A 12,503-nucleotide genomic window follows, 5' to 3' on the forward strand; every position below is an offset into this window, starting at 1 on the left:
CAGATCGGGACCCAGGGCGACGGGTTGGGGATGCGGTGCGGTGCGGCTCGCACGGCCGAGGGCGAAGCCGCCCTCGAACTGCTCGCCGCACCTGCCCCGTCCGTCGCCCTCTCAGCTCTCCGAGCGGGGGAACGAGACCTCGACCCTGCGGTTCTTCTTGCGGCCGGACTCCGTGGAGTTGTCGGCGATCGGGTACTGCTCGCCGTAGCCGCGGACCTCGTAGGTGACGCCGGCGCTGGTCAGTTCCTGGTCCAGGACGTTCTGCACGGCGTCGGCGCGTTTGCGGGACAGGACGTCGCCGTGGGCGGAGGAACCGAGGTTGTCGGTGAAGCCGAAGACCCGGATCTTCGTCGCGTTCTGGGCCTTGATCTCCTCGGCGATCGTGGAGATCCGGGCCTTGGCCTGGGCGCTGAGTCGGGCGCTGTCCTTGCCGAAGAGGACTTCGGCCTGCAGGGCGAACTTGACGTCGGAGTTGGTGTCCTCACGGCGTTCGTCGCCGCTCTGGTCCTCCACGACCTGTTTGATGTCGAGGACTTTGGGCTCGGCGAGGGTGGAACCCTCGGGCAGCTTGAGGTCGGGGTCGGCGGGGTCGACCTCCACGGGAGCGGAAGCCGAGGCTTCCGTGCCGGGCGGTACGCCGGGTGTCTGGTCTGCATGGGCCGAGACGGCGCCGTAGACGTTCGTGACGACCATGAGGGTGGCGGCGGTGAGGACCAGGGCGAGACGTGGCGTCGCCGGCCGGCTGCGCGTGGGAATCATGGCAAGCCTCACCCGGAGATCTTGATGGAGCCGCTGGAGAACGTGGGGATCTGCAGGGTGACGTCCGTGGTGCTCGCCGGGGGAGCGGGAAACTGCACGAACACGGGGATTGTCTGACCGGATTCGATCGTCGTCAGTCCTGAGGTCGTCAGAGGTCGCCCCTCAGTGTCCCGTAGTACGTAGTAGCGCTTTTTACCCCTCGCATCCACGAGTGTCGCGCCACCGAGCGACGTGCCGTGCTTGAGGATTTCCGTCTCGTCACCACGAAGCTCAGCGGGGATGACCAGTGAGCCGGAACCGTCATTCTTGAACTGACCGTTCAGCGTGAGGAATCCACCTGTGTCCCGTTCAGCAGACGTGATCTGAAGAAGCAAGCCGTCCCTGCCCCTGAGTTCCGCAAGTGGTGCTTGTGCGTCCCCCTCTTGAGCACTTGGCGCTGAGCCGCGGTTCTCGGAAGCCGACGCGGATGCCTTCGGCTTCTTGTCGTCTCCACCTCCCCCGCCGCAGCCGACCGCACCCACGGCCAGCCCCACTGCCACGGTCAGTGCGACCGTCCTCGTGCGGGCTTTCGCAGTGAACCGCATGCTCATCTTTCCGCTTCCTTCGTCACTCGTCGTTCGCTTCTCAGTCGGCCAGGTGGACGTCGAAAAGGTCGTTCGGCTCCGGAAGGTCGGTGAGATCATCCGGTTTCAGGTCCCAGAAGTTGCCGTCTCGGCAAGTGAGGCGTGGGAGGACGTCGTCCTGAGCGTCCTCCGCAGGGAGCTTGAACTGGCAGAGAGGCTCGATGACGGCCTTTGCACTGGCCCGCGACCTCTTCTGGGCCGTGGCAGGGACGATCGATTCCCCCATGGTCTTCCGGGTCTGCACATCGACCTGGTATCCCAAGGGCCATCCGGTCTGGACGCAACCGTCGACGTCGGCTTCGTTGTGAGCGGCAAGTTGAGTCGCTCGGAAGCATGGGTCGTTGACCAGTTGCACATCGCCACGGAAGATGTCGTCCCACTTCACCGGGTCGAGAACGGCCCTGACCCACTCCTCGGCGAGCTGGTCCCGCGCATTCTGAGCAGCCGCAAGTGCAGCCGCATCAGCCGCAGTTTGGGCTCCCCCTCGGTTGACCGTGGCTTGACCGACTGCGAAGTAGGCGAGCGCAAGGAAGAGCAGGCCCCCCACCACCGTGATGTAGATGGGGAAGGCCTGCCCGGCATCGCCGTGCGTGCGGAGTCGGGTCAATTCCCGACCCTGTTGATCAGGTTCGTGATCTTGTTGAGGATCGTCGAGCCGATGCTGGTCCCCGTGATCGCCAGCACGATGGCCACCACCACCGCGATGATGCCCAGGTACTCGACCGCCGTCTGACCCTTGTCGGCGGCGCGGCGCTGCAGCGCCTCCGCCGTCGTGTTCTTCCAGCCGTTCACGCGGACCTTGGTCGCGACGGCGGTCTTCAGCATCAGGTCGCTCATGGTGTTCCCCTCCGGATTCGGCTGTGCCGCTTTCGGCACGAGGAAGGTACGGCCGAACCGGTCCTCCGCCGCAGGGCCCCTGGGCCCAATTCCGGGCCCAATCGCTCGGGCCCGTCCCGGTCTTTCCCCACGCCGTCACCGAAGGTCACCCCCGTCCCCGCTGTGAACCCGGTGCCGTGCCGATCCACTTCGCGGCGGCCTCGGAACGGCTCGTGCTGTGGAGCTTGGCGAAGATCCGGTTGATGTGGTTCTTCACGGTCTTCTCGCTGATGAAGCAGGTGGCGGCGATCTGCTGGTTGTTCATCCCGGACGCGATGAGGTCCATGATCTCCGCCTCCCTCGCACTCAGCTGGAACCGCGACCTGTCGACAGCGGCCGGATGGCCACTCGACCACCCAGACGACGACTGTCCCACATGCGGTTGCATTCGCGAAAGGTTTTCTGATGAAACGGCCGGACCGGCGACGCCATCGAGCCCGAATTGCGCCGCCGTCCGCCCGCGTTGAGAGTCGTCATGCGGCGACGCGCCGGGCGAAACTCCGTATGCGGTCGCACTCCCCGTCTGCCCCAGACCCTCGGGGAGCGGCCCTGATGGCGGCTGCTGGGTCCGGCGGAACTGGGTCAGGAGGGCGCCTGCCGCCGTGGGGGTGAAGTGGGCCCTGCCCTCCTTGATGTCCCGGACGGCCTGCACCAGTTGGTCGGCGGTGAACTCCCCGTGCACCAGGTAGCCACCCGCACCCCGCCGCAGGGCCTCCTGGACGATCTCCGACTCCCTGCTGTACGTCAGCATCACGACCGGGGCGATGCCCACCAGGTACGGGAGGGCCGAGATGCCGTCGACGCCGGGCATGCGGACGTCGAGGAGGACCACGTCCGGGCGGTGCTGCCGGGCCGCCTCGTAGGCCTGGCTGCCGTCGGCCGCCTCGGCCACCACCTCGATGTCCTCGCGGCCGGAGAGCAGCGCGGTGAGGCCCGCGCGGACGACGGGGTTGTCGTCCGCGACGACGACCCGGAGGCGGCGGATCGGCGGTACCGGCTGCGGGAGACCGGCGAAGGGGTTCGGCGGCGGTGGCGGCGGCTGGAGTGCGCCGGGGCGGTGGTGGGGCGGCTGGTCCGGCATCGGTGCCTCCTCTCGGGTCGTGGGGGTCATGCGGCGGGGGTGGTCAAGGCGGCCAGGGGGAGTTCCAGACGGACCTCCGTGCCCCGGGGGTGGGAGCCGCGGCCGACGCGGATGCGGGCGCCGACCGACGCCGCGCGCTCGACCATGCCGACGAGGCCGAAGTGACCGGCTCGGCGCAGTTGTTCGAGGGTGGTGCCCGGCGGAAGGCCCCGGCCGTCGTCGTGGACGCTGATGCGGAGCAGGCCACCGTGGACGCCTGCGCGGACGTCCACACGGGTGGGTTCGGCGTGGCGGTGGGCGTTCTCCATGGCCTCCGAGGCGATGGTGAGAAGTTGCCGCGCGACGGCGGGCGGGACCGGCGGGACGGCGTGGTCACCGGTGGGCCGGTACACGGCGGGCAGGCCGGTGCGGGCACTGAAGTCACGCGTGCGCGCCGCCAGTTCCACCAGGACGTCGGTCGCCTGGGACGGGTCGGACTCGCGGCGCAGGTCGGCCAGCAGCTCACGGGACTCCGCCGCGGCCCGGCGGGCCGAACGGGCCACGAGCGCGGCCTGCTGCCGGACCAGTGCCACGTCCATGCGGTCGGCACCGGCCGAGCCGGTCAGGCCGTCGGCGGCGAGCGCCACGCCGTGCAGGGTCTTGGCGACCGAGTCGTGCATCTCGCGGGCGAGACGGGCTCGTTCGGCGCTGACCGCCTCCGTGACGGCCAGGCGCGCCTGGACCGTCGTCAGGGCCTGGGTGGCGGCGCCGAAGCGGAGCATGAGGTTGCGGAGGCTGGAGCCGACGGCCCCCGCGATCACGCACAGGCCCGGCAGGAGGGCCGACTCGGCGATGCCGGGCGCGGGGTCCTCCTGTGCCGCGTGGATGAGGAGCAGCAGGAGCGCCTGGAGCGAGGCGAAGACGGCCGCGCCCCGCCAGCCGTAGACGAGGCCGGCCAGCAGCGGGGTGCAGACGCTGACGTAGGCCAGGGTGCTGGTGGGGCCGGCCGCGATGAGGAGCAGGGCGCCGAAGAGGGTGTCCGCCGCGAGGAGCGTGGGGTGCCGCAGGAGGAGCGGGCCGAAGCGCTCCCAGTCCCGGAAGAGGACGTAGGAGGTCATGAAAGTGACGACCACGGCCGCGCCGACGAGGCGGGTGGGGAGGCCGTCGTGGGCGTTGACGAGGGCCGTGGGGGTGGCCAGGGCGATCATGGCCAGACGGAAGCCGAACACCTGGCGGCACATGGCCTGGAGGGCGTTGACCTGGATGTCGATGGCCGGGCCGGTGGCGGCGGCCGCGGCCTCGTTCGGAGAGGCCTCTCCGGGCGCCGGACCCGGATGGCCGCCACCGGCCGAGGACAGGGATGACGCGGGTGCGGGGGGCGGCTCGGCCGCAGGGGCCGGCGCCGGCGCGGCGTTCGCCGCTTGCGCGGAAGTCGGCCCTGCTGCGGCGTTCACCCCTGGCGCGGAAGTCGCCGTTACCGCGGAAACCCCCGCTTCGGCGGAAGCCCGCCCTGCTGCAACACCCACCCCCGGTGCGAAAGCCCCCGCTTCCGCGGAAACCCCCGCCGCGGCCGAAGCCCGCCCTGCTGTGGCATCCGCCCCTGGTGCGGAAGTCGCCGCCCGGGTGGCAGCCCCTGCTCGGGCGGAAGTCACCGCTTCCGCGGAAACCCCCGCGTCGGCGGAAGCCCGCCCTGCTGCAACACCCACCCCCGGTGCGAAAGTCCCCGCTTCCGCGGAAACCCCCGCCGCGGCCGAAGCCCGCCCTGCTGCAACACCCACCCCCGGTGCGAAAGCCCGCCCTGCTGCGGCATTCGCCCCTGGTGCTGAAGTCGCCGCCCGGGTGGCAGCCCCTGCTCGGGCGGAAGCCCCCGCTTCCGCGGGAACCCCCGCTTCGGCGGAAGTCGGCCCCGGTGGCGCGGCGGTGGCCCCGCGGCCCGCGGCGCCGCCGGCACCACCCCCGCCCGCGATCCGCAGCGTCGGCTCGCCGCCCAGGGGGCCGGCCGACTCCCACCCCGGCGGCAGGGCCGGGGTCACCGAGGTCACCGGGACGTCGGGGGCGCCGGTGCGGACGTAGGCCGGGAGGACCGTGCCGGCCGGTGGCGTGGTGATCTCGGGGGTGCGGTCCGCGCGGCGGCGTCGTCGGCCCAGCAGGCCGTGGCGTTCCCCTGTCATCGACATGCTGTCGCCTCCTCCCCTACTTCCCCGTCACCGAGCCGAAGTCCGTGCCCGAGCCGAGGATCAGGCCCGCGCCCAGCAGCAGCATCGTGGCCGGGACCATGAAGGTCGTGATCATCATCGTGGCCTTGGGTACGGCCCGGGCCGCCTTGCGGCGGGCGTTCTGGGCGTCCGTGCGGCGCATGTCCTTGGCGAGCGCCACCAGCGTGTCGACGATCGGCGCGCCCAGTTCCTCGCCCTGCTGCAGCGCCGTCACGAACATGGCGACCTGCTCGGAGTCGTTGCGGCGGCGCAGTTCCGCGAAGGCCTGGCGGCGGCTCATGCCGAGGTCCATCTGACGCAGGGTGATGCGCAGTTCGTCGGCCCAGGGCCCCTCGTACTTGGCGGCGACCCGGTCCAGTGCCTGGCGGAAGCCGAGACCCGCGCTCACCACGACCGCGAGGACGTCGAGGAAGTCCGGCAGGGTCCGTTCGATGACGTCCTTGCGGATGCGGATGGCCGACCAGATGCCCACCTCGGTCCAGAACGCCCCGAAGGCCAGCAGCAGCAGGGCGACCAGCAACTGGCCGCGCATGAGGAACACCAGGAAGCCGATACCGCCGAGGGCGCCGTACACCGCGCGGCGGGCCGCGTAGCGGTCGATCGTCAGGCCGCCCGGGTTGCCCGCGAGGTCGATCTTGCGCCGGTACCTGGCGACCTGCTTGGGGCCCATCAGGCGGAGCACGGCGGGTGCGTAGCGCATGCCCATGCGGTCGACGAGGGAGTCGACGGCCCCGGTGCGGGTGGAGCCGACCTCCAGGGCCAGGGCCAGGTCGCCGGGCAGTTTCGCCTCGGCCCGGTACATGCGGATCCCGGCGAAGACGCCCCAGACGCCGAGGCCCATCAGCAGGGCGAGAAGCAGTCCCATGGTTGCCTCCTGGCTCAGACGTCGATGCGGGACAGGCGGCGGATGAGGACGAAGCCGACGGCGTACAGGGAGAAGGCGATGATGACCGCCGCCTGGCCGAACGGGGAGCCGGTCATGCGGTCCAGGGCGCCGTCCTTCACCCCGTTCATCAGGAAGAGCGAGCCGACGCCGAGGACGGGGACCGCGTACGACGTCATGTTGACCTGGGAGAGCTGGGTGCGGACCTCGCGCCGGGTCTCCTTGCGCTCCTCCAGCGTCTCGGTGAGGTTGCGCAGGGCGCTGACCACCTGGCCGCCCGCCCGGTTCGACAGCACCAGGGTGGTGACCAGGACGACCAGTTCGCGGGACGGGAGGCGGTCGGCCAGTTCGTCGAGGGCGTCGTCCAGGGACGCGCCGACCGCGAGCTGCGCGGCGACCTTGCCGAGTTCCTCGCCCGCCGGGGCCTCCATCTCCTCCGCCGCCATGCCGATCGCGGTGCGCAGGGCGAGGCCCGCCTGGGTGGCGTTGGCGAGGATCCGGGCCATCTCCGGGAGCTGGTTGATGAACTTCTCGATGCGTTTCTGGCGCTGCCAGTTGAGGAACTGGACCGCCACACCGATGCCCAGGAGCCCCGCCAGCGGGCCGAAGAAGGGGGCCAGGGCCGCCTGGCCGATCAGCCACAGGCCGGCGACCGTGGCGAGCATGTAGACGAAGAACTCGCCCGGTGTGACGTCCAGGCCGGTCGCCGCCAGGCGCAGTTCGAGCTTCTTGCCGATCCTGGTGCGCCGCAGCCGGCGGTCGATCCCGCGGAAGTTGCGGCGCCGGCCCGTCACGGGACTCCGGCCGGTGGCGGACAGGCGGTCGACCAGCGCCTGCCGCTGGGCCCTGCCGGTGGCGTACGAGTGCAGGCCGACGACCGCGAGGACGCACGTCAACAGGGTGACGCCGGTGGTGAGCGTGATGAGCGTGTGCAGTTCCATCGGTCGGTCCTACCTGGCTTCTCGGGTGGCGAGTTCGTCCGCCGAGCGGGCGATGCCGAAGGCCTGCGGGACGGGCTGGCTCGCCATGTAGAGGCGGTCCGCTGTGCGGCGCGGGAGGGCGAAGTACTCGAAGGCGCCGTAGACGCGGCCGTCGGCCGTCATCGGCTGCGCGTGGAAGCGGGCGACCGTGACCAGGCGGTACGGGTCGCTGCCGTGGCTGTCCATCAGCGCGATCTCGGTGATGCGGCGGGCCCCGTCGGCGAACCGGGTGAGCTGCACGATGACGTCGACGGCGCTGTTGATCTGGTCGTGCAGCGCCACGAAGGGGATCTCCACGTCCGACATGGACGCCAGGGTCTGCAGCCGCATCAGCGCGTCCTCGGCGCTGTTGGCGTGGACGGTGGCGAGGGAGCCGTCGTGGCCGGTGGACATCGCCTGGAGCATGTCCAGGGACTCGCCGCCGCGGACCTCACCGACGACGATCCGGTCGGGGCGCATGCGCAGGGAGTTGCGCACGAGGTCGCGGATGGTGACCTGGCCCTTGCCCTCCACGTTCGGGGGCCGCGACTCCAGGCGGATCACATGGGGCTGCTGGAGCTGCAGTTCGGCGGAGTCCTCGATGGTGATGATGCGCTCGCCCTCGGGGATGAGTCCGGACAGGGCGTTCAGCAGCGTCGTCTTGCCGGTGCCCGTGGCGCCCGAGACGATGATGTTGAACTTCGCCTGCACCAGCCCCGCGAGCAGGTACAGCATGTGCTCGTCCAGCGAGCCGAGGCCGATCAGCTCCTGGAGGGTGAAGGAGCGCGGGAAGCGGCGGATGGTGAGGGTGGCGCCGGTCAGGGACAGCGGCGGGATGATGACGTTGACGCGTTCCCCGGAGGGCAGCCGGGCGTCGACCATCGGGTTGGACTCGTCCACGCGGCGGTTGACGGTGGACACGATCCGCTCGATGGTCTGCATGAGCTGGTCGTTGGAGGCGAAGCGCAGCGGCAGTTGCTCGACCCGGCCGCCGCGCTCCACGAAGATCGCGTCCGGGCCGTTGACCATGATCTCGGTGATGGAGGCGTCCTCCAGCAGCGGCTCCAGGATGCCGAGACCCAGGGCCTCGTCGACCACCCTGCGGATCAGCTGCGAGCGCTCCACCGTCGACAGGACCGGGCCCTCGCGGCTGATGATGTGCCCGAGCACCCGCTCCAGCCGGGCCCTGCGCTCGGCGGCGGCCAGGGAACTCATCTCCGCGAGGTCGATCTCCTCCAGGAGCTTGGCCCGGTAGGAGGCGACCATGTGGCCGTCCTCGCCCCGGTTGCCGTTCTCCTCGGGGGTGTTGATGCGTGCTCGCAGGCTCATGAGTGCGGTGCTCCTGGTTCGTCGTTCAGTGGTCGAGCGGCATCGTGGCGCGCTTGACGGCCGGATCGAGCCTCCAGCCCGGCACGAGGGACGGGATCTCCACGGTGGCGGTGACGGTGACCTCCTTCGCCCCGTAGGACGGCGGGCACCCGGTGACCGTCAGCCAGCCGCTCACCGCCGCCCGGCAGTCCGCCTCCGCCGGTCCGCCCAGCGACGCGCTGCGCGCCCCCGCCCGGGCCGCCGTGCCGGCCTGCTGGGCCGTGTACGCGATCAGGCCGAGCTGCACGGCAGCCAGGGCGACGATCAGCAGGATCGGCAGGAAGCCGATGTACTCGATGGCGACTTGGCCGCGGTCGCGGCGCTCGGGGTCACGGGGCACCTGTCTCCTCCTCCACCGCTCCGGCGTGTCCGCGGATGCGGATCGGGACCGACAGCGCGCCCGGGAAGAGGACCGGGACGTCCAGGGCCACGTCGGCCGTGACGTAGCCGGAGCCGGAGCAGTCGACCTCCGCTCCGGCGCGCCACGCCTGCGACAGGTGCCTGAGCCCGGCCTCCTGGCAGGCGGCGCTGCGCGCCCCGCCCGGTGCCGCCGCCGTGCCCTCGCGCACCGCCTCGTCCGCGGCGTTGCCCGCGAGGACGAAGGTGTAGCCCACGAGGACGGCCTGCCACAGCGCGATCAGCGTCACGATGATCGTCGGTGTCATGCCCAGGAACTCGATGGTCACCTGGCCCTCGTCTCGTCTCCGTAAGGCCATGCTCATCCCTCCCTCCGCCGCTTGAAGCTCACCGCGCCCCGGTCGCCGCCCCGCAGTCCCCGGCCCGTCTTCTGCGCGCCGTCCGGGACCTTGACCAGGCCCAGTTCCCCGGCCAGGCCCCACAGGGCCTGCTTGACCGAGCTCTTGCTCTCCAGTTCGTGGATGCGGCCCGCGTCCACGACGCTCTGCAGTTCCTTGAAGTTCGCGGGGACCGCCGTGGCGGCGACGGTCGTGCCGGTGATCTTCTGGATCAGCTGCGGCTGGATCTCCGTGTGCCGGGAGTGCCGGTTGACCACGACGGTCGTCTCCTCGGCCTTGCGGATCTGCAGCCGGTCCCACATCCGCACCGCCCGCTTGGCCCCCCGTACGCAGACCACGTCCGGCGTGGTGACGAGCAGGGCCCGGTCGGCCATCTCCACGGCGGCCGCGCCCGCGCCGCCGAGCTGGGCGCCGCAGTCGATGACGACGACCTCGTAGCGGGAGCGCAGGGCGCTGACGATCTGGCGGGCGGCGCGGTCGGTGACGTCCTCGCCGCGTTCGCCCTCGGCCGGGGCGAGCAGCAGGACCAGGCCGGTGTCGTGGCGGAAGACGGCGTCGGCCAGGACGCGCGGGGAGATGTCGTTGATGGCGGCGAGGTCGACGACCGAGCGGCGGAACTGGACGTCGAGGTAGGAGGCGACGTCGCCGGTCTGGAGGTCCATGTCGACCAGGGCGGTGCTGCGGCCGGAGGCCTGGGCGGCCAGGGCCAGCTGGATGGCGGTGAGGGTGGTCCCGACGCCGCCCTTGGCGCCGCTGACGGTGACGACGGTGCCGCCCACGCCGGTGAACACGTCCCCGCCGGCGCCGAGGTGGCGGCGCACTCCGGTGGACCACTGGGCGACGGCCTGGACGCGGCTGGCGAGTTCCTCGTAGCTGAGGGGCAGGGCGACCAGGCCGCGGGCGCCGTAGTCCATGGCGGCCTGGAAGAGGCCGGGGCTCGCGTCGGAGGTGACGAGGATGACGCCGACGGCCGGGAAGCGCAGGGCCACCTCGCGGATCAGCTCGAGTGCGGGGACCGGGCCGATGCGCTCGTGGACGACGACGACCTCGGGCAGCTCGTCGACGGACTCGGCGGCCAGCCGGGCCAGGGTGTCGATGAGCTGGGTGGAGTCGACCACCGGGGCGACCGGTTCGGCGTCCGGGAGCTGGCTGAGCAGCGTCGTGAGGGACCGGACGGCGTCCGCGTCGCCGACTGCCGGGAGGATCCTCGTGGGCATGCGCGGTCACTTGTCCTTCGCGAGTTCGTACGTCCGGTCCTGCTCGGGGACGGTGGTGTCGCTGCCGGGAGCGACGAGGGCGAGGCGCACGCGCTTGGCGAACGACTCGGCGTAGGTGATGCGCTGGGCGTCCCGGGCGGACAGCGCGAAGGTGATCGGGACGGCGTCGGTGGGCTGCTGGGTGCGGTTGCCCTCGTCGGGCCTCAGCGCGGTCAGCTCGCCGACGTCGAGGACCTTGGCGTTGGTGACGATGATCTTCGACTGGTCGGGGTCGCCCTCGCGCTGTCCCTCGAAGGTGGCGTAGACGTTGACCGAGGCGCCGGGCGTGATCTTGCCGGCGACGCCGGTCGCCGCGTCGATCATGATGGCGACCTCCTGCTGACCGGGCTGGAGGGCCGGCTGGCGGACGATCATGTCGGACTGGAGCAGGGAGCCCTCGCGCAGCGTCGTGACGGCGATCTTGCCCTGTATCTCGCGCAGGTCGGTGACCGCGTTGTCCGAGAGCCACCGCTCGGGCATCGTGACCTTCTCGAACTGGCCCGTGCTGAGGGTGGTGTAGGGCGGCACGTCGGACTTGAGCCGGTAGGCGGTGACCTCGGGTCCGACCTTGGACTCGACGTCGCTGATGACGGACAGCACGCCGGTGAAGGCGCCCAGGGCGCAGACGACCGACAGGAGCAGGAGAATCACGCCGCGGCGCTGACGGGAGTTCATGAACCGTACAACCTCGTTGGGGATATCGGTCGAGCGGGATCGGAGCAGTGCTGACGAGCGGTGCCAGGGCTCACCCGACGGCCGTTCGGCTCTCGAGCTGCTTCGGGGGTGGGCTGTCGTACACGGGCGGGGTGGCCGAGCAGAAGACGCAGCGGTCGCCGATGACGTCGATGCCGCACCAGTGACAGCGGCTTTGCCGTACCGAGGTGACGAGCTGGTAGAGGACGGACAGGTCGGGCAGGTAGCTGCAGAACTCGATCAGCTTGCCGGTGCCCCACCAGCCGGATGACTCCGCCGGGAGCGGGACCTCGCGCAGTCCCTGCACCTTCCAGGAGGGCGCGAGGGTGGCGTTGACCCAGTCGGACTGGAGCTGGCCCTTGGCGACCAGCATCCAGGTGCCGAACTCGGGTCCGGGCAGGGCGGCTTCGGGGGTGATGCGCACCAGGTGCGGTTCGGGGTGGGCGAGGACGCCGAACTGGCTGCCGGGCATCCACGACTTGGCGTGGGACTTCAGGCCGACGGGGACCCGGTCGAGCCGGGCGACGGAGTTGAGCAGCGCCCCGGCGTGGACGTAGTGCACGAGCAGCCGTCCGGCCGAGGCGAGGACGCCGGGGCTGAGGTCGCAGGACGCGAGCTGACGCAACTGACGTGCCAGGACGGCCAGCCCGAGGGGCGGCAGGTCCGGCTGGAAGAGCGCCACCCGGTCGGTCTCCATGAGGGCGCGCAGGGTGTGCAGCCGGCGCCGCACGGCGGTGGGCGCGGCCGGTGAGCAGACCACGATCACGTGCCCGTGGTGCTCGACGAGGGCCTGGAGGTCGGCCAAGGCCTGTTCCAGGGGGCGTTCGGCGACGTCCCGGAGCACGGCGGCGGGCAGGGTGCGGTCGTCCTGCGGCGGCAGCGCCATGTCGGCGCTGGTCACGGCAATGGCAGTTGGCACGCGCAGCTCCCCGTCTTCCCCATGCCCGTCGGTACGCCGGGTGTCACTCCGGCGCGCCGTGTCGACTTCACTGCGTGACTACCTCAGCACTGTAACCACGGCTCTGTGACCGGAGAACAGCGTTTGTGTAGCTGAG

General features: G+C 71.1%; 14 protein-coding genes. All 14 read right to left on the bottom strand.

From position 1 onward, the window contains the following. Positions 1 to 111 precede the first annotated feature (111 nt). The 14 genes from Q5694_RS10910 to Q5694_RS10975 all read right to left on the bottom strand — a co-directional run bounded on the left by Q5694_RS10910 (position 112) and on the right by Q5694_RS10975 (position 12,334). On the bottom strand, positions 112 to 759 hold the full coding sequence (locus tag Q5694_RS10910; protein ID WP_333932424.1) for an OmpA family protein: 648 nt from the start codon (positions 757 to 759) through the stop codon (positions 112 to 114). An 8-nt stretch (positions 760 to 767) separates the two neighbouring features. Continuing rightward, complete coding sequence (locus Q5694_RS10915) at positions 768 to 1,349, bottom strand: hypothetical protein (RefSeq protein WP_333932425.1); 582 nt, start codon at positions 1,347 to 1,349, stop codon at positions 768 to 770. Between the two features lie 34 nt (positions 1,350 to 1,383). Further along, positions 1,384 to 1,989: a pilus assembly protein TadG-related protein gene (locus Q5694_RS10920; protein ID WP_333932426.1), complete on the bottom strand. Its 606-nt coding sequence runs from the start codon at positions 1,987 to 1,989 to the stop codon at positions 1,384 to 1,386. Further along, a complete protein-coding gene (locus Q5694_RS10925) occupies positions 1,986 to 2,219 on the bottom strand; it encodes a Flp family type IVb pilin (RefSeq protein WP_333932427.1) in 234 nt (77 codons plus the stop codon). Before Q5694_RS10925 ends, Q5694_RS10920 begins: the two co-directional genes overlap by 4 nt. A 145-nt stretch (positions 2,220 to 2,364) precedes the next feature. Further along, complete coding sequence (locus Q5694_RS10930; RefSeq protein WP_333932428.1) at positions 2,365 to 3,339, bottom strand: response regulator transcription factor; 975 nt, start codon at positions 3,337 to 3,339, stop codon at positions 2,365 to 2,367. Positions 3,340 to 3,365: 26 nt separating this feature from the next. Next, positions 3,366 to 4,559, bottom strand: coding sequence for a sensor histidine kinase (locus tag Q5694_RS10935; RefSeq protein ID WP_443040860.1), 1,194 nt, complete (start codon positions 4,557 to 4,559; stop codon positions 3,366 to 3,368). A 952-nt stretch (positions 4,560 to 5,511) separates the two neighbouring features. Further along, positions 5,512 to 6,399 carry a DUF5936 domain-containing protein gene (locus Q5694_RS10940; protein WP_333932432.1) on the bottom strand — a complete coding sequence of 296 codons (888 nt, stop codon included), beginning with the start codon at positions 6,397 to 6,399 and terminating at the stop codon, positions 5,512 to 5,514. A 14-nt stretch (positions 6,400 to 6,413) separates the two neighbouring features. After that, a complete protein-coding gene (locus Q5694_RS10945) occupies positions 6,414 to 7,358 on the bottom strand; it encodes a type II secretion system F family protein (protein ID WP_333932434.1) in 945 nt (314 codons plus the stop codon). A gap of 9 nt (positions 7,359 to 7,367) precedes the next feature. Beyond that, on the bottom strand, positions 7,368 to 8,705 hold the full coding sequence (locus Q5694_RS10950; protein WP_333932435.1) for a CpaF family protein: 1,338 nt from the start codon (positions 8,703 to 8,705) through the stop codon (positions 7,368 to 7,370). 25 nt (positions 8,706 to 8,730) lie between these two features. Next, positions 8,731 to 9,084 (bottom strand): TadE/TadG family type IV pilus assembly protein, encoded by a 354-nt coding sequence (locus Q5694_RS10955; RefSeq protein WP_333932437.1) that lies wholly within the window; start codon positions 9,082 to 9,084, stop codon positions 8,731 to 8,733. Next, the gene (locus tag Q5694_RS10960) at positions 9,074 to 9,466 is read right to left on the bottom strand and encodes a pilus assembly protein (RefSeq protein ID WP_333932438.1); all 393 of its coding nucleotides are present in this window, start codon (positions 9,464 to 9,466) and stop codon (positions 9,074 to 9,076) included. The genes Q5694_RS10955 and Q5694_RS10960 overlap by 11 nt, the downstream gene beginning before the upstream one ends. After that, complete coding sequence (locus Q5694_RS10965; protein ID WP_333932439.1) at positions 9,463 to 10,716, bottom strand: AAA family ATPase; 1,254 nt, start codon at positions 10,714 to 10,716, stop codon at positions 9,463 to 9,465. Before Q5694_RS10965 ends, Q5694_RS10960 begins: the two co-directional genes overlap by 4 nt. A gap of 6 nt (positions 10,717 to 10,722) precedes the next feature. Continuing rightward, positions 10,723 to 11,430, bottom strand: coding sequence for a Flp pilus assembly protein CpaB (cpaB, locus tag Q5694_RS10970; protein ID WP_333932440.1), 708 nt, complete (start codon positions 11,428 to 11,430; stop codon positions 10,723 to 10,725). A gap of 70 nt (positions 11,431 to 11,500) precedes the next feature. Then, positions 11,501 to 12,334, bottom strand: coding sequence for a hypothetical protein (locus tag Q5694_RS10975; protein ID WP_333932926.1), 834 nt, complete (start codon positions 12,332 to 12,334; stop codon positions 11,501 to 11,503). Positions 12,335 to 12,503: the final 169 nt, after the last annotated feature.

Origin of the sequence: Streptomyces sp. AHA2 (assembly GCF_036857595.1) — a bacterium.
In the GTDB taxonomy this organism is placed as follows: domain Bacteria; phylum Actinomycetota; class Actinomycetes; order Streptomycetales; family Streptomycetaceae; genus Streptomyces.